Annotated in this window: 18 protein-coding genes and 1 pseudogene; 9 read left to right on the top strand and 10 right to left on the bottom strand. The window is 61.1% G+C overall.

Going from position 1 to position 20091, the window contains the following annotated elements; translation table 11 throughout:
• Nucleotides 1-18 precede the first annotated feature (18 nt).
• The 8 genes from AO065_RS18735 to AO065_RS18700 all read left to right on the top strand — a co-directional run bounded on the left by AO065_RS18735 (nt 19) and on the right by AO065_RS18700 (nt 11249).
• Entirely contained in the window at nt 19-954 is a 936-nt protein-coding gene (locus tag AO065_RS18735; protein WP_004885205.1) for a formate/nitrite transporter family protein, read from the top strand.
• An 86-nt stretch (nt 955-1040) separates the two neighbouring features.
• Entirely contained in the window at nt 1041-1724 is a 684-nt protein-coding gene (locus tag AO065_RS18730) for a response regulator transcription factor (RefSeq protein ID WP_004885204.1), read from the top strand.
• Nucleotides 1702-3099: a sensor histidine kinase gene (locus tag AO065_RS18725; protein ID WP_004885203.1), complete on the top strand. Its 1398-nt coding sequence runs from the start codon at nt 1702-1704 to the stop codon at nt 3097-3099. The genes AO065_RS18730 and AO065_RS18725 overlap by 23 nt, the downstream gene beginning before the upstream one ends.
• A gap of 409 nt (nt 3100-3508) precedes the next feature.
• A complete protein-coding gene (locus AO065_RS18720; protein WP_050562191.1) occupies nt 3509-4438 on the top strand; it encodes an alpha/beta fold hydrolase in 930 nt (309 codons plus the stop codon).
• A gap of 76 nt (nt 4439-4514) precedes the next feature.
• Nucleotides 4515-5711: an efflux RND transporter periplasmic adaptor subunit gene (locus AO065_RS18715; protein WP_004885201.1), complete on the top strand. Its 1197-nt coding sequence runs from the start codon at nt 4515-4517 to the stop codon at nt 5709-5711.
• Nucleotides 5708-6793: an efflux RND transporter periplasmic adaptor subunit gene (locus tag AO065_RS18710; protein WP_004885200.1), complete on the top strand. Its 1086-nt coding sequence runs from the start codon at nt 5708-5710 to the stop codon at nt 6791-6793. The genes AO065_RS18715 and AO065_RS18710 overlap by 4 nt, the downstream gene beginning before the upstream one ends.
• An 11-nt stretch (nt 6794-6804) precedes the next feature.
• Nucleotides 6805-9843: an efflux RND transporter permease subunit gene (locus tag AO065_RS18705; protein ID WP_420803556.1), complete on the top strand. Its 3039-nt coding sequence runs from the start codon at nt 6805-6807 to the stop codon at nt 9841-9843.
• 191 nt (nt 9844-10034) lie between these two features.
• On the top strand, nt 10035-11249 hold the full coding sequence (locus AO065_RS18700) for an MFS transporter (RefSeq protein WP_004885198.1): 1215 nt from the start codon (nt 10035-10037) through the stop codon (nt 11247-11249).
• 249 nt (nt 11250-11498) lie between these two features.
• Here the strand turns inward: AO065_RS18700 and AO065_RS27480 are convergent, their stop codons facing one another.
• On the bottom strand, nt 11499-11657 hold the full coding sequence (locus AO065_RS27480) for a hypothetical protein (RefSeq protein ID WP_163018627.1): 159 nt from the start codon (nt 11655-11657) through the stop codon (nt 11499-11501).
• On the opposite strand from AO065_RS27480, the pseudogene AO065_RS18695 reads away from it, so the two are divergent.
• Nucleotides 11656-12324, top strand: a pseudogene (locus AO065_RS18695) (hypothetical protein); the annotation flags it as partial. The gene AO065_RS27480 and the pseudogene AO065_RS18695 overlap by 2 nt on opposite strands.
• A gap of 247 nt (nt 12325-12571) precedes the next feature.
• On the opposite strand, the gene AO065_RS18690 reads toward AO065_RS18695, so the two are convergent.
• The 9 genes from AO065_RS18690 to AO065_RS18650 all read right to left on the bottom strand — a co-directional run bounded on the left by AO065_RS18690 (nt 12572) and on the right by AO065_RS18650 (nt 20088).
• On the bottom strand, nt 12572-13291 hold the full coding sequence (locus tag AO065_RS18690; RefSeq protein WP_004885196.1) for an alpha/beta hydrolase: 720 nt from the start codon (nt 13289-13291) through the stop codon (nt 12572-12574).
• A gap of 76 nt (nt 13292-13367) precedes the next feature.
• Entirely contained in the window at nt 13368-15707 is a 2340-nt protein-coding gene (gspD, locus tag AO065_RS18685; protein ID WP_032651835.1) for a type II secretion system secretin GspD, read from the bottom strand.
• On the bottom strand, nt 15707-16237 hold the full coding sequence (locus tag AO065_RS18680; protein ID WP_004885194.1) for a hypothetical protein: 531 nt from the start codon (nt 16235-16237) through the stop codon (nt 15707-15709). The genes gspD and AO065_RS18680 overlap by 1 nt, the downstream gene beginning before the upstream one ends.
• Nucleotides 16234-16845 carry a type II secretion system protein GspM gene (gspM, locus tag AO065_RS18675; protein ID WP_004885193.1) on the bottom strand — a complete coding sequence of 204 codons (612 nt, stop codon included), beginning with the start codon at nt 16843-16845 and terminating at the stop codon, nt 16234-16236. Before gspM ends, AO065_RS18680 begins: the two co-directional genes overlap by 4 nt.
• A complete protein-coding gene (locus AO065_RS18670; RefSeq protein ID WP_004885192.1) occupies nt 16826-17926 on the bottom strand; it encodes a type II secretion system protein GspL in 1101 nt (366 codons plus the stop codon). Before AO065_RS18670 ends, gspM begins: the two co-directional genes overlap by 20 nt.
• Nucleotides 17923-18657 carry a type II secretion system protein GspK gene (locus AO065_RS18665; protein ID WP_004885191.1) on the bottom strand — a complete coding sequence of 245 codons (735 nt, stop codon included), beginning with the start codon at nt 18655-18657 and terminating at the stop codon, nt 17923-17925. The genes AO065_RS18670 and AO065_RS18665 overlap by 4 nt, the downstream gene beginning before the upstream one ends.
• Nucleotides 18654-19286: a prepilin-type N-terminal cleavage/methylation domain-containing protein gene (locus AO065_RS18660; RefSeq protein WP_004885190.1), complete on the bottom strand. Its 633-nt coding sequence runs from the start codon at nt 19284-19286 to the stop codon at nt 18654-18656. Before AO065_RS18660 ends, AO065_RS18665 begins: the two co-directional genes overlap by 4 nt.
• Nucleotides 19283-19654, bottom strand: a complete 372-nt coding sequence (locus tag AO065_RS18655; RefSeq protein WP_004885189.1) for a type II secretion system protein — start codon at nt 19652-19654, stop codon at nt 19283-19285. Before AO065_RS18655 ends, AO065_RS18660 begins: the two co-directional genes overlap by 4 nt.
• Nucleotides 19654-20088, bottom strand: a complete 435-nt coding sequence (locus tag AO065_RS18650; protein ID WP_004885188.1) for a prepilin-type N-terminal cleavage/methylation domain-containing protein — start codon at nt 20086-20088, stop codon at nt 19654-19656. Before AO065_RS18650 ends, AO065_RS18655 begins: the two co-directional genes overlap by 1 nt.
• Nucleotides 20089-20091: the final 3 nt, after the last annotated feature.

Genomic DNA, 20091 nt, shown 5'->3' with positions numbered 1-20091 from the left:
AACGCATCAGGAAACGGTATGGACCACGAAGTAGACGGCAAGACCCCCGGCCTGTCAGCCGAAGAAGAGCGCGAGATCGATGAGAACCAGCCGCCCCGCGCGGCGGTACTGCATGAAACCATCCGCATGCAGGGCGACCATGAGCTGGAACGCAGCGTCGCCGCCCTGTGGTGGTCAGCCCTGGCGGCCGGCCTGACCATGGGCCTGTCGCTGATGGCGATGGGTTTGCTCATGTCGCGGCTTGAAGGCATATCCGGCAGCCACGTGATTACCAGCCTGGGTTATTCGGCGGGCTTCCTGGCGGTCATCCTGGCTCGCCAGCAACTGTTCACCGAAAACACCATCACTGCGGTATTGCCGATCATGAGCAAACCGAACCTGGCCAATATCTGGCGGCTGTTGCGCCTGTGGGGCGTGGTGCTGGGTGGCAACCTGATGGGCACCCTGCTGGTGGCATACGTCATGCTCAACCTGCCGATCTTCGATGCCAAGACCGACCACGCGTTTCTGGAAATCGGCCGCAAGGTCATGGAAAACGATGTCAGCCAGATGTTCTCCAAGGGAATCGTGTCCGGCTGGATGATTGCGACCATGGTCTGGATGATCGCCTCGATGGAAAATGCCAAGATCGCGATCATCGTGCTGATCACCTACCTGATGGCACTCGGCGACTTCACGCACATCGTCGTGGGCTCGGCTGAAGTGTCGTATCTGGTGTTCGCAGGCGAGCTGGGCTGGAAGGATTTCTGGTTCACCTTTGCGGGTCCCACGCTGGCGGGCAACATCATTGGCGGCAGTTTTATTTTCGCCCTGATCAGCCACGCGCAGATCCGCAGCGAGAAAGACACCAGCGCCAAACTTGAACGGGACAAGAAACGTCGGTCGGAAGAAAAACGCCTGGCCGACGCACAGAAGCTCAAGGACGGCGATGCCGGAATGCCGAAAGACATATGATCCCCGTCATTAAACTTTCTTTCAGGAACTTCGCCGCCATTTAGGGGCAAACTAGGTCTTTGAACGTACTTATTCAGGCAGGGACCATGACCCGAATTCTGGCAATCGAAGATGATGCCATCACCGCAAAGGAAATCGTCGCAGAGCTCAGCAGCCACGGACTTGAAGTGGACTGGGTGGACAACGGCCGTGACGGTCTGGCGCGTGCAGTGAATGGCGACTACGACTTGATAACCCTGGACCGCATGCTGCCGGAGATCGATGGCCTGACCATCGTCACCCAGCTGCGCGCCCAGGGCATCGCCACGCCGATCCTCATGATCAGCGCGCTGTCCGACGTGGACGAGCGCGTTCGTGGCCTGCGGGCCGGAGGCGATGATTACCTGCCCAAGCCGTTTGCATCCGATGAAATGGCGGCACGCGTCGAAGTGCTGCTGCGCCGCAGCAATCCGGTCAGCGCCGCGAAAACCGTTCTGCAGGTGGCCGACCTCGAGCTCAACCTGATTACCCGTGAAGCCTGTCGGGGTGGCGAGCCGCTTGTGCTGTTGCCGACCGAATTCAAACTGCTCGAGTTTCTGATGCGCAACAGCGGACAGATCATCACCCGCATGATGATTTTCCAGGAAGTCTGGGGTTACCACTTCGACCCCGGCACCAACCTGATCGATGTACACATCGGTCGCCTTCGCAAAAAGATCGACCAGCCTGGCATCGCACCGCTGATACAGACCGTGCGAGGTTCAGGTTATGTCATTGCCGAACCCGTCTAACGGTTGGCGCTCATCTTCCAGCAGACTGCTGGCGCTCTACAGCACACTGTTCGTGGCCTGGAGCGCCATCCTGCTGGGGGTTCTGTACTGGGAGGTCAACGGTTACCTGGATAGCCTCGCACGTCGCTCGCTAACCCATCGCCAGCAGTTGTTCACGCGCTTCGAGGGGCAGGCGCTGATCGATGCGCTGGCCACCAGCATGACCTTCGACACTCGTTCCGTAGACGCCTATGGCTTGTTCGACGATCAGTTCCGACACATCGCCGGGCCGATCACGCACATCCCCAAAGTGCTGCCCATCGACGGTCAGATCCATGAACTGAGCAGCTGCATCGACTCCGAAGACCCTGGATTGCCCAAGGACAGCTGCGACGCGATCGTGTCGCACACCGTCGACGGCCGCTGGCTGGTGCTGGTGCGCGAGAACGGTTCATTGTTCGCGGTCAGCACGCTGATTCTGCACGCCCTGCTCTGGGGCATCTCGTTGACGATCATTCCCGGAGTCGCCGGTTGGCACCTGCTGCGCCAACGACCTCTTCGGCGTATCCGCGCCATCCAGCTCAGCGCAGAGTCGATCATCGCCGGAGACATGGCCGGACGCCTGCCAGTCTCCAGCAGACGCGACGAACTGGACATGCTGGCGGTCATCGTCAATGCGATGCTCGACCGCATCGAAAAGCTCATGAACGAGGTCAAGGGCGTCTGCGACAACATCGCCCATGACCTTCGCACGCCACTGACCCGTCTGCGTGCCCAGCTGTACCGCATCCAGCAGCAGGCCAAGTACGATTCGCCCTGCGCGCTGCAGATTGCGCAAGTGATCGGTGAAGCGGATACGCTGATGGCGCGCTTCCGCGGCCTGCTGCGCATCTCGGAACTGGAAGACCGGCAGAGGCGCTCTGCCTTTGTCGAACTTGAGTTGCGTCCACTGTTGCAGGAACTCCACGACTTTTACCTGCCGTTGGCCGAAGAAGACGAGATCACCCTGCTCCTGAAGATGGAAGACACGTTGCCGACGCTCGTCGGAGATCGCGCCTTGCTGTTCGAAGCCCTGGCCAATCTGCTGAGCAATGCCATCAAGTTCACGCCAGCGGGCGGAACAGTCATGGTCAGCGCCTACGCGGACAAGGAAGGCAAGAGCCCTTGCGTCGACATACAGGATTCAGGCCCCGGAATTCCGGTGACTGAACGGGCCGCCGTGTTTCAACGCTTTTACCGCAGTGAAGCGGGCAATCAGCACAGCGGTTTCGGTCTGGGCCTCTCAGTGGTGGCAGCCATCGTCAACCTGCACGGTTTTACGCTGCAGATCGGCACCAGTCCATACGGTGGCGCGAACCTGAAACTGACCTGTCGCACGGCACGTCCCTTGGTCTAGAAAAACGGCACGAACATCCACTCGTGCCTGCTTTTTGACGAGGTTAACGGCTCTGGCACAGGCCTTTCAGGCGTTTCGATAATAATCTGACGCGACTTGCCAAGCGCTAAAGTGTAACATTATGTTTCAGAACCAGGCCGCACTGGACCGTTTCAGCCCGCACAAGTTCCCTTCAATAGTTCCGCTTTTCCGCCTTGATCTGTCTCTTTTCCCCGAATAACCCTGTTTCGCTATCAAGTATTCCCATAGCTGCCCGATAGAAGAACGTGAACCAATCGGCATTTTTGTGGCGTCAGCATCTTGTCGGTATACCAACACTGCGTTATCTATGGTCACCGCAAGACGGACTAAAGATGCACCCAAAACAAGAACTCATCGGATTTCGCCCTGAACCGGGCGGGGCTTTGGCATGGTCGCCGAGGCAGAGAATGCTGGAATAAAATTTCGTAGGATCGACATCGGCTGGGAGGCTGTTATGGGCGCACAATCAACTATTTTAAACGTGGGCGATTACAAGGTTTACACCGAAACTTACTGGAAAGGCAGCCATGTAAAGACCATCATGCTGGTCAACGGCGCATTGTCGACCACGGGCTCTTTTGGGCAAACCGTCAAGTACCTTCAACCGCACTACAACATTGTCCTGTTTGATCTTCCGTTTTCCGGCCAGTCGCGGGCACACAATGCCGACGACATGATCGTGACCAAGGAAGACGAAGTCGGCATCCTGCTTCAGCTGATTGACCGCTTTCAGGTCAACTACCTGCTTTCCGTGTCCTGGGGCGGTGTTTCGGCCCTTCTGGCGCTGTCGGAGTGCCCGGCCTCGGTCGAAAAAGCCATTATCAGTTCGTTCTCGCCTGTGCTGAACGAGCCCATGCTCGATTACATCGACAAGGCTCAGGTGTACCTCGCCGCTCGTGAAAAACGCAAGATCGGCTCCCTGCTCAACGATACAGTCGGCAAGTACTTGCCGCGCCTGTTCAAGCTGTACAACTACAAGCATCTGATCAGTCTTGCCGAGCACGAATATGGCCAGATCGACTTTCACATCAGCCAGATTCGCCAACTAAGCGCCAGTAACTATGTCGAGCGTTTTTCCTCGATCAAGATCCCGGTATTGTTCGTCAACGGCGAGAAAGATGAATACACCACTGTTGACGATGCGCGCACTTTCGCCGACTACATCCCTCGTAGCACGTTCGACATAGTTCCCGATACCGGGCACTTTCTCGACCTGGAAAGTAAAGCCGCTTGGCACCACTCGCAGCGCAACGTGCTTGCCTTTCTGGGTACAGAAGCCTGCAACGAGGCATGGCCCAGCGCGACTGCGATGGCCTGAGATCGCCCGCGCCACGCCCCGTGGCGCAGTGGTTCATGGATGAACGTTTCTTTTTCCGGGCAGTGGCGACTCATTGATGATGTTTTTCTGTGCAAAGGATGTGCGTCGGCTCGGCCATGCGTGTGAAAAACGCCGACCGGCACACATTCCCCCTTTTCAGCGCTGGCTGACCCTGAGCTGCACCTTCGCACTGACACTTTCACTGGGTGCCTGCTCTGCCGGCAAAGCCCCGGAAAAAGCGCCGGTCCGCGTTACGGTCCAGACGGTTCAGTCGCAGGAGATCGCCACCCATGTGGTGCTCAGTGGCGATATCCAGGCACGCAAGATCACTGACCAGTCCTTTCGAGTGTCGGGCAAGCTGGTGAAACGGTTCGTGGACGTAGGTGACAGAGTCCACGTCAACCAGGTGCTGGCCAGACTGGACCCGCGCGAGCAGCGCACGGGTCTCGAATCGGCCAGTGCCGACGTGGCAGTGAGAGAATCCCGTCTGCGTCTTGCCGAGCAGAATTATCAGCGCCAGCAGCGTTTGCTACCCAAGGGCTACACCAATCTCAGCGAATATCAGCAGGCGCGTTCCAGTCTGGAAAGCGCTCGTGGTGATCTGGTGTCGTTCAAGGCGCAGCAGGCTACTGCCCGTGAGCATGTCGGTTATACCGAGTTGGTTGCCGTCGCCAACGGCGTGATCACGTCTCGACAAGCCGAGGAAGGTCAGGTGGTGCAGGCCGCCGCGCCGGTGTTCAGCCTGGCGCACGATGGCGAACGCGAAGCGGTGTTCGCCGCCTATGAGTCGCTGCTCGGCACCGACCGGATCGGCGACCGGGTCACGATCAGCCCGGTAGGCCAGCCCGGTCTTGAACTGATCGGCAGGATTCGCGAAATCACCCCTATCGTTTCCGCCGCCAGCGGCACGTTACGCGTGCGGGTCGCTCTGCCAGAGACTTCCGACGCTCCGGGCCTCGGGTCAGTGGTGAGCGCCCGCCTCGACAATCGCGCGCAACGCGCCTTCGTCCTGCCGTGGTCGGCGCTGACACGCACCCAAGGGCAACCCGCAGTCTGGCGGGTGGATGACAAGTCCCACGTCTCACTGCAACGAGTCAGGGTATTGCGTTATGACCAGGGTCAGGTACTCGTCGCAGAAGGGCTGTCCGAAGGCGACCGGGTTGTCTCTCAGGGTCTGCAGTTTCTCTACGCCGGGCAGAAGGTCGAAGTGGCCACACAGACCGGACTCGCAATCGCTACCGCAGAGATCACAGCCTCGGAACGACAGCGATGAATATCAACTCCCGCCAGCCTCGAGTCCTGACCTGCAGCTGGCTGGCCTGCGCAGTGCTGATCGCCCTGCCCGGCTGCCGCGACAAGCCGGTTCGCGAAGTGGTCGAGCGGCCGGTGCTGTTCACTGAGATTGTCGAGCCCCACAAGGCCCTGCATGGCCGCTTCGCAGGCAGCATTCAACCGCAGTACGAAGTGCCGCTGGGGTTCCGCGTCGCAGGGCGCATCGCCACCCGTCAGGCCGAGGTCGGCAAAGCTGTGCGCAAGGGCGATCTGCTGGCCACGCTTGAGCCCAGCGAGCAGCAGAATCAGCTGCACGCCCGACAGGCGGAACTCAGCAAAGCCCAGTCCTCGTGGCAACAGGTTCGTGACGAACAATTGCGCTATCAGCAATTGTTCGAGCGCGGCGTCGGCTCACGGGCGCGTCTGGATCAACTGAGCAGCGACCTGCGCAATCAGGAAGCCTTGCAGCAGCGCGCCGATATCGCGTTGCAGCAAGCCCGCGATCACCTGTCTTACACGCGCCTGCTGGCGGAATTCGACGGACTGGTGACCGACTGGCGTGCCGAAGTCGGTCAGGTGATGGCTGCCGGGGAGCCCGTGGTCAGCCTGGCGCGTCCGGAAAGCCGCGAAGCGATGGTCGATCTTCCGGTCGGTCTGGTTGCCTCACTGGCCGACTCTGCACAGATCCGGGTGTTGTCACCCTTGAACGAGCAGATTTCGGTCAGGGCGAGGATTCGTCAACTGTCCCCGCAAATCGATCCCACCACACGCACTCAGCGGGTGCGGCTGGCCCTGAACGACACGCCGGATCTGTTTCGGCTCGGCTCGACCATCAGTGTCGAGATCAGCGGCGCGGCGCCAGCGTCCCATCAACTGCCTGGCAGTGCTGTCGTGCAACGCGGCGGCAAGGCGCAGGTGTGGGTGATCGATCCGCTGACATCGACCCTGAGTCCGCGGGAGATTCAGGTATTGGCGCGCAATGGCTCAACGGTTCAGGTCGACGGTGAGTTGCACGTCGGCGACAAGGTCGTCACGGCGGGCGTCAACACGATGCAGCCCGGACAGAAAATTCGCGTGCAATGAGAGGTCGGTTTGTGAGGGAGCGCTTCAATCTGTCGGCCTGGGGCCTCAAACATCGCACGCTGGTCTGGTACATGATGTTCGTTTCGCTGCTGATGGGCAGTTGGTCGTTCCTGAATCTGGGTCGCGAGGAAGACCCGTCTTTCGCAATCAAGACCATGGTGATTCAGGCGCGCTGGCCTGGCGCGACCCTGAACGACACGCTGCTGCAGGTGACGGATCGCCTGGAGAAGAAGCTCGAGGAAATCGACGCGCTGGACTACGTGAAAAGCTACACGCTGGCCGGTGAGTCCACCCTGTTTGTGTTTCTCAAGAGCGAAACCCGCAGCGCCGACATTCCCGAGGCCTGGTATCAGGTGCGCAAGAAGATCAGCGACGTTCGCGGCGAACTGCCCGCCGGTATTCAGGGTCCGGCGTTCAATGACGAGTTCGGTGATGTGTTCGGCAGCATCTATGCCTTCACGACCGATGGCCTGTCGTTTCGCCAGTTGCGAGATTACGTCGAGCAGGTACGGGCCGATATCCGCAGCGTACCCAATCTGGGCAAGATCGAACTGCTGGGTGCGCAGCGCGAAGTCATCTACCTGAATTTCTCCATTCGCAAGCTGGCTGCTCTGGGGATCGACCAGCGTCAGGTGCTGCAAAGCTTGCAGGCCCAGAACTCGGTCACACCGGCGGGCGTCATGGAAGCAGGCCCCGAGCGCATTGCCGTCCGGGCCAGCGGCCAGTTCACCAGCGAGGAAGACCTTCTGGCGGTCAACCTGCGCTTCGGCGACCGCTTCTTCCGCCTCAGCGATCTGGCCACGGTCGAGCGGCGCTACGCCGACCCGCCCTCTTCCCTGTTCCGCTTCAACGGTCAGCCTGCCATCGGTCTCGCGGTGGCCATGAAACAGGGCGGAAACATTCAGGCGTTCGGCACGCAGTTGCAGCAGCGCATCGAGGAACTGACCACCGAATTGCCGCTGGGCATTGATGTGCATCTGGTGTCGAGCCAGGCCGACGTGGTCGAAAAAGCCATCGGCGGCTTCACCCGCGCCCTGTTCGAAGCGATCCTGATCGTACTGGTGGTCAGTTTCATCAGCCTGGGCGTCCGCGCCGGGCTTGTAGTCGCCTGCTCGATCCCGCTGGTGCTGGCGCTGGTCTTCGTCTTCATGGAATACAGCGGCATCACCATGCAGCGCATTTCCCTCGGTGCCCTGATCATTGCCCTGGGACTGCTGGTGGATGACGCGATGATCACAGTGGAGATGATGGTGACCCGCCTGGAGCACGGCGACAGCCGGGAACAGGCCGCCACCTTCGCCTATACCTCGACCGCCTTTCCCATGCTGACCGGTACGCTGGTCACGGTTGCGGGTTTTGTACCGATCGGTCTAAACCATAGCTCGGCGGGCGAATACGTGTTCACCATGTTCGCCGTGATCGCGGTGGCGCTGCTGCTGTCGTGGCTGGTGGCGGTGCTGTTCGCGCCACTGATCGGCGTACACCTGCTCAAGGTTTCTGCCGTGCATGCGGCACCGGGACGCTGGATGCGGGGGTTCAGTCGGTCGCTGGTCAGGGCGCTGGAACACCGCTGGTGGGTGATCGGCATCACCACGCTGATCTTTATCGGCTCGCTGTTCGCCGGCAAGCTGCTGCAGAACCAGTTCTTCCCGGACTCGGACCGCCCGGAAATCCTGGTCGACTTCTACATGCCGCAGAACGGTTCGATCGAAGGCACTCGCCAGACCATGGACCGCTTCGAGTCCACCCTCAAAGACGACCCGGACGTACTGCGCTGGAGCTCCTACGTCGGCAAGGGCGCCGTGCGTTTTTATTTGCCGCTGGACCAGCAACTGAGCAACCCGTTCTACGGCCAGATGGTCATCGTCAGCCACGGTGGCGAAGCCCGCGACCGGCTGATCGAGCGTCTGCGCCAGCGCTTTCGTGATGACTATGTGGGCGTCGGTGGTTACGTGCAGCCGCTGAACATGGGGCCGCCCGTGGGCTGGCCGATTCAATACCGGGTCAGCGGACCGGACATCGAACAGGTCCGCAGCCAAGCCATGGCGCTGGCCGCGCTGCTCGACACCAACCCCAACATCGGCCAGGTGATCTACGACTGGAACGAACCGGGCAAGGTCCTGAAAATCGACATCGCGCAAGACAAAGTGCGCCAGTTCGGCCTGTCCTCCGAGGACGTGGCGCAGATTCTCAACAGCCTGGTCAGCGGCACGACCATCACCCAGCTGCGCGATAGCACTTACCTGATTGATCTGGTGGGACGCGCTGAAAGTGATGAGCGCAGCTCGATCCAGACCCTCGGCAGCCTGCAGATCCCGACGCCGAACGGCTCGACCGTACCGCTGCTGTCATTCGCCACCCTCAGCTACGAACAGGAGCAACCGCTGGTATGGCGCCGCGACCGCCTGCCCACCATCACCCTGAAAGCCAGCGTGCTCGGCAAGCTGCAACCAGCGGCATTGGTCAAACAGCTCAAACCGGACGTCGATGCGTTCAGCGCAAGTCTACCCGTACGCTATTCGGTGGCCACAGGCGGTGCAGTCGAGGCCAGCGCCCGTTCACAGGGACCGATTCTCAAGGTCGTGCCGCTGATGCTGCTGATGGTCGTGAGCTTTCTGATGATCCAGTTGCACAGCGTGAAAAAACTGCTGCTGGTGGTCAGTGTGGTGCCGCTGGGGCTGATCGGCGTTGTCGCTGCGCTGCTGATTTCCGGCTACCCACTCGGCTTCGTGGCGATTCTCGGCGTGCTCGCGCTGATCGGCATCATCATCCGCAACTCGGTGATTCTGGTGACCCAGATCGACGAATTCATGGCCGCTGGCGAAAGCCCCTGGGCGTCCGTCATCAAGGCCACCGAACACCGCTGCCGCCCGATCCTGCTGACGGCGGCCGCCGCCAGCCTGGGCATGATCCCCATTGCTCGCGAAGTGTTCTGGGGACNCGATGGCCATCGCCATGATCGGCGGCATTGCAGTTGCGACCTTGCTGACGCTGTTCTTTCTGCCTGCGCTGTATCTGGTCTGTTATGGGATCAGGCCGATGGGAGATGATCGCAAATAAAGCTTTGGATGGCAGGCGGCGCGAGAGCAGCCTCCAATCATCACTCACAGAAATATCTTGTATCACCTCGGCATGCCTACTTAATTGCGGTCAAAACCATTAGCCTGCTCAGCATTCCATCCTGAACGGCCCGCGCACGGTAAAGCGTGCGTGAAGCCCGATTGCACGAGCGAGATCCGTGATGCCCCACTCGACCCAAACCTCCCACGGCAGCGTGACCATGACCGGTGGTCTGGTGATGCTGTTTGCGTTCTGCTGCGGCGCTATCGTCGCCAATATCTACTACGCCCAGCCGATCATCGAACTGATCGCGCCGGACATTGGCCTGTCCAGTACGGCGGCGAGTCTGATCGTGTCGCTGACGCAGATTGGTTACGCGCTGGGTCTGTTCTTTCTGGTGCCGCTGGGTGACTTGCTGGAAAACCGCAAGCTGATGCTGCTGACCACAGCAGTCGCGACGCTGAGTCTGCTGGGCGCGGCCTTTGCCGAGCAGCCGAATCTGTTTCTGCTGGTCTCGCTGCTGGTGGGCTTCAGTTCGGTGTCGGTGCAGATGCTGATCCCACTGGCGGCGCATCTGGCGCCTGAGGAATCGCGGGGCCGTGTGGTCGGCGGGATCATGGGTGGGCTGCTGTTGGGGATTCTGCTGGCAAGGCCCATCTCGAGTCTGGTCGCCGATCACTTCGGCTGGCGGGCAGTGTTCGGCTCGGCGGCTGTGGTGATGATCGGCATCAGCGTCGTTCTCGCGACCACCATGCCCAAACGCGTCCCTGACCACCGAGCCACGTACGGCCAGTTGCTGTTTTCGCTGTGGACCCTGTTGCGCACCCAGCCGGTGCTGCGCCAGCGCGCGTTCTATCAGGCCTGCATGTTCGCGACATTCAGCCTGTTCTGGACGGCCGTGCCGCTTGAGCTGTCGCGCAATCACGGGCTGTCGCAAACCCAGATCGCCATTTTCGCGCTGATCGGTGCCATCGGCGCCATTGCCGCGCCCATCAGTGGCCGACTGGCTGACGCGGGTCACACCCGGATCGTTTCGCTGGGCGCTTTGCTGCTCGGCGCGCTCAGCTTCCTGCCGGGGTTGATTCACCCGGTATACAGCGTCATCGGCCTGGCAGTAACCGGCGTGGTGCTGGATTACTGCGTGCAGACCAGCATGGTGCTGGGCCAGCGCACCGTCTACGCACTGGACTCCGCCAGTCGCAGCCGACTCAACGCCTTGTACATGACCAGCATCTTCATCGGCGGCGCCATCGGCTCGGCCGTTGCCAGCCCGCTGTTCGATCATGGCGGATGGACCTGGGTGATGATCGCTGGCACAGCGCTGCCGCTGATCGCATTGCTGGCATTCCTGAAGGATTCATCCGGCGCGCGAGCCGCACGGGTCAGCCAGGGCTGAGTTCAGCCGTAGTTTTTTCGCGGACAGAACAGTCTGTCCGCGTCTCTTCCAGCCACGCCCTTCTGCCTGAAGCAGATCTATCTCGTTGATTGCGCGACGCAACGCTGCACTTTGCACGAGAATTACCGGATAATCGCGCCGCGACGGTATGGTCCGATCGCCCTTCTGTTTCTTTCCCGCATCAAAAAGTTCGCACTTCCAGCAGCGCGATTGAACACGGACTGTACAAGCGCCTCATGAACAGGCCTTTTATCTGCCATGCAGTTGATCTGTCATCGGCACGCATTTCTCGACACTCGAACAAGGCAAAACAGCAATGGACGCAGCACCACCCGTACCCGCTCCCTCACCCGCCGCGCGCAAGATTTCAGCGATTTTTGCCAGGATATCCTTAGGTATCGGCAGCATGATCGGTGTCCTGTGGAGCATCTTTACCTACCTCTTTCCAGACCCGAGTGTTCTGGGCCTGAACGTCGACTCTATCAACTGGCAGACCTTGATCACCGTTGTCGCCAGCATGACGCTGTGCGGCGGACTGGGCATCGCGATCATGGCCAGAAAACTGCCCGGCTTCCTGAAGCTGGGCGTATGGCTGTTGTTGGCGTTGATCCTTTGCGGGGTGTTCTTCAAGCTGGGCGGCGAGTACGCCAAGCCCTCGGTAGAGTTTGCCCGCAGTCAGAAGCTGTTCGTTGAAAACGACAACGCCAATGTGTTCGGCAAGCGTGCCGAGACCGTCGACAACCTGACGCTGGAACTGCTGGAGTGTGATCAGAACGGTCAGGCGCCGACTTGTACGCTGGAGTTGCTGAACAAGAGTCCGGACCGTGACTTTCGCTTCCTGAACCCGGTCAGCCTGTTCGACGAAACGGGCGGCGCGCTGAACATGATTCAGATGCGTGTCGGTGATACAAAATTCGATCGCTGGGATTCATTCCAGCTGATTCGTAATGTTCCGACCCGCGTGACGCTGACCTTCGAGGCAGCCAAGGGCCGACTCAAACTGTCTCCCGCGCTCAAGCTCACCTTCCGTGATCGAGAAAGCAAGGAAAACGTGCTCAAGTTCAAGGATGTGAAGNGTCAACTGATCAGTGGGTACTGGTTGCATCCCTGCAGCGCGTCAAGAAGTTTTGCTTCCGGAAGCCGCCTCTTATCAAACAACACGTGATCTGCTGAATGAACACGTTTTTTGTGGGAGGCGGCTTGCCGGCGATGAACAATGACGCGATTTTCCTGACATACCGCGTCGACTGCATCGCCGGCNAAGCCGCCTCCCACAGTCCGGTGTTTGCTGAGCGGCAGCACTACGTCAATGAGACAGCCTGTCAGCGGGCCGACCTTTCGAGCCACTCGGCGAGGTTGGCAACTTCGGCGCCACTCAGGCTGTGCCCTACCCCTTTATAGCCATGGAACTCCGGCTTCAGGCCGAGCGCTTTCAAGGCAGAATCCGCATCAGGACCACTCGCGTAGGACACTTGAGGATCCTCCTCGCCGTGACCGATGAAGACCTTCAGACGCTTGAGTGCGTCACTGGGTTTGACTTCCGATTTCACCACCGGCAACAAGCGCCCGCTCAACGCCGCAAAGCCGCCCACCAGCGCTGGCTGACGCAGAGCAACTTCGTAACTCATCATCGCGCCCTGACTGAAACCGATCAGAAAGACCTTATCCGGTTGAGTCTTGTACGTGGCTGTCGCCTGGCGAATGAATGCCGTGAGGCGCTCGGTACTGCTTTTAAGCTCTTCGGTCACGCCGTCGTACTCGGCAGAGCCAGGCTTGCGGGTAAACCACTTGTAGCTGTCGGATTGCAGCTCGACCGGGGCTTGAACCGACAGGTAATTGTAATCGGCAGGCAGGCGATCCTTGAGGCTGAACAGGTCCGCTGCGTTACTGCCGTAGCCGTGGATGAAAATCACCAGCGGTTTGTCAGGTGTATCGGTGGTGGCCTGGGCCAGGTAATCCAGCGGCAGGTCGGTGTGTAACGTGTCTTGCGCCTGAACCAGTCCAGAACAGACAAACAGCAAAGCGGCGAAAAACTTCAGCATCAGTTAATGACCTCTGGTTGCACGCTGCCCGCAGGCAGCGTCTTCGGTGGACGATGGATCAGAAACTACCACAGCCTCAGTCCTGCAGGCTGGCTCGCGGGGTTCCGGGCTTGAGCAATTGCATCTGCTGGCGGTAGTCATCGGTAACCTGACGCGCCTGGCTGCTGCTGGTGATTACACGTGGAGTGATCAGCACGATCAGCTCGGTGCGGTCCCTGGATTTGAGGCTGTTGCCGAACAGCCATTTCAGACCCGGAATACGACCCAGAAACGGCACACGGTTAGTCGTCTCGGCATTGTCCTGTTTGATCAAGCCGCCCAGCAGCACGGTCTGGCCACTTTGCGCCGCCACCTGCGTCGCCACCGAGCGCGTGGAGATGCGTGGGTTGCCGTTCAGGTCGGTGGTGCCTGTGTCGGCATCGCTGACCTGCTGTTGGATATCCATGTAAACCAGACCACCCGGATTGATACGCGGTACCACATCAAGGATGACACCGGTCTGCACGTACTCGACGCTGCTCAAGGTGGTAGCGGACGCATTGGTGTTGACCGTAGTCTGGCTGATCGGAATGTTATCGCCGACCTGGATCTGCGCCTGCTGGTTGTTCATCACCACCAGCGAGGGTGCCGACAGCACCTGAGTGCGGCCGTTGCTTTCCAGGGCACGCAAGGCAACCTGCAGGTTGTTGCTGACGAACGAATAGAAGAATGAGTCGCTGGCTGCCAACGCTGCGCCGCCTGCACCCAGCGCGCTTTGACTGCCCGCGGTGTTGGTGACGTTGCCCGGAGTCCCGGCGTTCCCGGCCAGACGGCCCAGGTACCATTGCACGCCCATGTCCAGCTCGCCGGTCAGTTTGACTTCGAGAATCCGTGTCTCGATCTGCACCTGCAGCGGCGGGTTGTCGAGGCGCTTGATCGCCGACTCGATTTCCTTCCACTGCGCAGGACGCGTGCGGACCAGCAACTGGTTGCTGCTCTTCTGCGCGGTGATGCGGGTGCTGGCGTCCAGGGATTTGCCATTACCAGCCGAACCGCCCGCCTCTTCACCGGCCGCATCGGATTCTGCGCCATCCTGCTCTTCACCGGATTCGCCGTTGGTACCGTTCTGACTATTCATGCCCTGGCTGTTGCCGAAACCACCACCACTGTTGCTCATGCCGTTCATGCCGTTGCCCATGCCACCGCCGCTGCTGATGCCGCCGCTGCCCATGCCATTGGAACTGCTCATGCCATTGCTGCCGGTGCCGTTGAGCGACGACAGACTGGTCGTGCGCAGGCCGGGAGCGACCTTGGCGGCCGAATCTTCCTTGATCGCGCCGGTGCCGTAGATCTGCCGCAGGTATTTGGCCAGATCGGTGGCCTTCATGTTGCGCACGTCATAGACGTACATCTGCGGCTCGTTGCCGCCGCCTTCGTCTATCGTGTGAATCCACTCGCCGACTTCGCGCAGGTACTCAGGCTGCGAGGAGATCGCAACCACCGAGTTGGTCCGCTCGATGGGCAGAAAACGCACCATGCCTGCCAGCGGCATGCCGCTGTCGGGGCCGAACATTTTCTGCAGCTCGGGCATCAGCTCGCCGACCGAGGCGCGCTGCAGGCCGAACACGCCCACCGACATGCCCTTTAGCCAGTCCACGTCGAAGGTATCGATGGTGTCCTGATAGTTGGCCAGCTCTTCCGGTGTACCCGCCATGCTCAACACATTGCGCGCCGGATCAACCAGCAGGAAGGCATTTTCCCGGGCAAACGGCTTGAGCAGTTTCTGCATTTCGTTGGCGGAGATGTAGCGCAACGGGAACAGCCGCGCCGACATGCCGGCCGACGGCTGAGCGACGCGCATTTCCGGCACCAGTTTGCCTGCAACGGCCTGGTTGGACGGCAGGATCACGTAGCGGTTGCCCTGCTTGATCATGGCGTTGTCGGTCCAGGACAGCAGGGTTTCGAGAATCGACAATGCCTGCTGCTTGTTGACCGGCTTGGACGTCGAGAAGCTCACCTCGCCCTTCACACCCTGGGCGATGCTGTAGTTCTCGTGCAGCAGGTCACCCATGATGCTGTTGATCACCGCCTGAATCGGCTGGTTGGTGAAGTTGAAGACGATGTCGCCCGTCTCCCCGGCTTTCGCTGCGGGAGCCGCGGCAGGCTGGCGAATGAATCGCTGGTTGCCCTGAATGATCTGGCGTTGCGGCGAGGCCGTTGGCGACTGAGGCTGTGCCTGCACCGGCAGCTGTTCGCTGCGCGGATCCACTGGCGGACGTTGTGAACCGGTTCCCTGGAGCGCTTCCTGCAGCATGCCATTGTCGGGGTCGAGGGTGTCCTGCCGGGACGCGCAGCCGCCAAGGGCGACAGCGGTGGCGAGACAAAGCAAGGGGGTGCGCAAGGTAGCGATGGCGGAAACTCCAGAAAAGGTACCCATCACAGGGTGGAATCGTTGGTAAGGGAAATCGGGGGTGTCGTCGACGGCGGCGGCAGACGCGGCGCAGGAAGGCGCAAGGTCTGCGTGCGGCCGTCGAGACTGAAGGTGGCCTGCATCGGATCGAGCTGTTCCAGGGTCCAGCCGTTGCCCAGCTTGTCACCCTGCTTCACTTTGAGTGCCGGACCGCTGGCCTGCTTGAGCAGCGCCACGCGCAACGTACCGTCGAGAACGACACCGGTCAGCGTCAGGCCGGAAAGGCTGGCGACCTGCACATCGCTCTTGCCCACTGCCTTGTCAGGGCTGCGGTCGGTGCTGAACAGCGGGGTTTCCCAGGTATTGGCCAGACTGTCCAGCGTCGCAGTGGGCGCGCTGTGGGTCTGAGCCGCACGGTCAACCGGGTTGCGCGGCGCCTGCTCGGGCAGCCAGCCAGGCGAATGCGCGGCGCCACTGATAATCAGGGCTGCCAGCGCGGCCAGCAACGCGGTGATGCCGAACAGGGTCAACTCCAGAGGACGCAATGAACGAATCATTGTTCGGCCTCCCCGGCAGAAGCCGGTTGCAGGTAGCCGCGTACCAGCAGGTGCACCACCAGCTTGCCGGCACCGCCTGTGGCCGGAGCATCGGTGTCGCGACGCAGGCTCATTTCATCGACGAACAGGAACGGACGCTGGTATTCCAGTGCATGCAGAATGGCCGTCAGCGGCTCGATGGCGCAGTCCAGTGTCAGGCTGACCTTGACCTGCCGATAAGGCTCGGAGCTGTCCTGCTCCGGTGTGATCGGCATGCGCTGGGTCAACGCGCAACCACCCCCGGTATCGGCCTGATCGCTGATCAGGTCGGCGACACGCTGCATCAGATCAGCGGCGACTGCGCTCGGATCATCGCCCGGCAGCAGACTGGTGCTGCTGGCCGGGTCACTGCGGGCCTGCTCCAGTTGCTCGCGCAAGCTGTCACCCTGTTTCAGCAACCCGGCATAGCGTTGCTGCTGTTCGCGCAGTTGTTCGGTCTGTTCGCTGATGTCACGCAGAGGGCCGGCGAACCAGCTGTCGATCAGCAGCCAGTAGGCCAGATAAAGGACCAGCGCCAGAATGATCAGCGCCGCACCCCGCCGCTCACGGCTATTGAGCGGACGACGCATCGGCGCTCTCCTGCGAATCTGATTGATCGGACTGCTCGGACTGATCCTGCGGCGGGCTCTGATGCAGATGAGCACGCAACGAGTACTGGTCCTTGCCAGTCTTGCTGTCCGGCTGGATCACACCCTGAAACTGGGCGTTGTCCAGGCTGCGGCAATCCTTGACGCGGGCGATCAGCGCGCTGGCCTTGGCGCTCTGACCGGCAAAGGCCACCTCGGCGCTGTCGCTGATTTCCAGATGGTCGATCCAGGTATCGGACGGCAGACAGGCAGTCAGTTCGCTGAGCAGCGCCGACAGGGGCGGTTGGGCAGCCTTGCGTCGCAGCAGGTAATTGGCAGCGCCTCGGGTGTTGGTCAGTTGCTGACGCAATTGCTGGACCTCGCTGACCTGGGCTTTCTGCGCCTTGACCTCGGCCTGCATCTCTTCCAGCAATTGCTGACGGTCGTTGAGCCACAGCAGCATGGTGCCCAGCAAAAGCCCGGCGCAGATCCACAGCAGCCAGCGTTGCAGGCGATGGCCTGAATGCGATTGCTGCGGACGCAGCGGTGCTGGCAACAGGTCAACACCCAGGCGTTCATCCGGCGTGCCGACATCCACAGTGTCGGGGCGCAGGCCGAGCGCGGCGCATTCTTCCAGAATGGCATCCAGGCGCTTGCGCAGCACGGCCACCAGACGGACCTGAATGAAGCCGGCATTGCGACTTTCCTGACGGGCAACAAAATACAACTGCCCGGCATCGAAGGGCGTAAAGCGGTCCAGCTCGTAGCCGACCACTGTCGACAGATTGCGCGCCGCTGCGACCGGCAGTTGCAGGCTCTGCACCAACACCAGGGACGAGGGCAACAACAGGATCTTCTGTGCATTGGCGCCGGTTGCGGCAACCGGTTCGACCAGCGGCCAGACATACATCTGTTCGACGGTTTCGCGAACCAGCCATCGACGGACACGCGGCGGCAGGCAGGCGCGCAGTTCTGCGCTCCACCATTGCCAGGCCTGTTGCCCCAGACTGCCACGCCATTGCTGGACGACCCGGTCGCGTAGCGCGATCACCGGTGCCAGACGTGCTGAAACGGATGCATTCATTCTTGCCAACGCAATACCCGATAGGGCTGTGCGCCTCCCTCCGATGGGCTTAATAACACAATGGTCTGTAACAGGGCGACTACGCCGCCCGGTCGTTCTGCGCGGCTGTCGATGGCCAGTACCTCACCGGCATCGGCTCCCACCGCGCTCTGGTTCGGCAAGTTCAGCGCCCGGCGCAGCAGCGCCGAGGCAAAAGCGGGGTCGGGCCGGTCCAGCCCGCTCCATAACGTCACCTCCGGCAACAGCCGGGTGTACAGCGCCTGCGTCATGCCCGGCAACTGTCGTATTTCTTCAACCACACGCAGTGGCGCCTGACCGTCGTCCCGTTGCGCCTCTACAGTCTGGGCAATACTGCTGGCCAGATTACGGTTCGCGCCGCAGGCCTGCAGCAAGCGGGCGATGTCGGCCGCTGGCGCGCTGTTGAGATCCAGCTTGCCACGCTCGCTGCGAATGCTGACCAGCAACTGCGTGTCGTCCATGCGCAACGCCACTGGCCGTCCATCGGCCACCCAGCGTTTGCGCTGTGCAGGGTCCAGCAAACCCTGCACCGCCATGTTCAAACCGCCTTCCGCTGCGAGCAGCGCGTGGGTGTTCTGCCGCAACCAGAGCGCCTGACGGCTTTCCAGTTGCACCCAGCCGGCCAGTCCGCCCAGCAGCAGGCTCAACACCGCCAGAACCCACAGCACCACCAGTAGCGCCACGCCCTGCTGGCGCGTGTGAAAATCCTTCACTGGCCGCCCGCCCCACCCGAAAGGTCCAGACGCAGGGCGACCACTTCGCTGACCCAGGGAATCGAGCCCTTGACCTGCGCATCGATGCGCACTGCACCCGGCAGGCGCGTCGGCCATGGCCATTCGTTCAGCCATCCAGTGGGCTTGCCTTTCGGCGTCAGGCCACGGTAACTGAAATTCAACGACTGCACGTTGTGTAATAACACCTGCGGCTCGCCCCAGGGCTCAAGCGTGATGCCATTGGCCGAGGTTTTGATCCGGGAGAACGCCACCTGCAGATCACGATCACCCTCAGGCCCTTTGAGCCCGAGGGTATGCAACTGGATGCCTCCGCCCAACTCGCCCGGCAGCGTGGCCACGAACCTGAGATCCTGAGCCGTGCCCTCGAAAAAACCGCTCTTGGCGTCATCTTCGGCGGAGGTGTCCAGCGGCAGTGCCTGGCTGATGGACGAGCGCAGAAACGCCTGTGCCGCGCGCATCTCATCCAGTCCCACCGTATAGCGCTCAGCCTTGAGCACCGCGCGATTGGCCCCCAGCAAGGCACCGGCCACCAACACCAGCAACACACCCAGAAGACTGATCACCAACAGGACTTCCAGCAGGGTGAAACCTCGCTGAGCGCCCTTCAAGACCCGGCACCGGTCACGGCGCCGCGCAGCCGCAACGTACTGAACTGCACGCGCCGCTGATGCTCCAGCAATGTCAGGTCCAGACGAAACAGCCTGGCCTGGTCGTTACCGCCCGAGACCTGACGGATTTCCAGATTCCAGTCGATACCCGCCACCCGCCCCTTGCGCGTTCCGTTTTCAAGCGGACCGCCGCTTTCCTGATCGAACACCGTACGCGCCGCGTGGCTAAGACGATCGCTGTGCGACACCTGCTGCAGGGAGCGTGCGCTCTGCCCGAAAGCCACCAGCAGCACGCCACTGCACACCGCCATCACGGTCAGCGCGGCAAGCATCTCCAGCAGAGTGAACCCGGACTGCGACGCTTTCATTAAAGGGGACGCACCTGGACACTGCCGGTGAGCCAGCCGATGTCGATGCGCCAACGGCGATCGCCGTCAGCGACCATAAGGTTGCCGCCGCTGGAACCGCCATCCGGGTAAAACTCCACTGCCGACCCGAGATCGGACGCCGTCTGCATCGTCACCTGCAAATGCGCGGGCCAGTGCTGTTCACGCTTGCCCGGTGCCTTGAAGGTCAGGTGACGCAGGTCGAATTCGGTGCGTGCCGGTTGACCGGTCACAATGGCCCGAACCCGCGTGGCCCGCAACGCCTCGACCATGTCACCGACCGCACGACGCTCACTGGCAGTGCTCAACCCCTGCTGCAGACCGAAACCCACGAGGCCGACAGCGATGCTCATCAACACGAGCACCACCAGCATTTCCATCAGGGTAAAACCACGGCTTGCAACAGGCGATTTCATACC

This window comes from Pseudomonas viridiflava (assembly GCF_001642795.1).
Classification (GTDB): domain Bacteria; phylum Pseudomonadota; class Gammaproteobacteria; order Pseudomonadales; family Pseudomonadaceae; genus Aquipseudomonas; species Aquipseudomonas viridiflava.
This window is presented reverse-complemented; position numbering and strand designations above follow the sequence as displayed.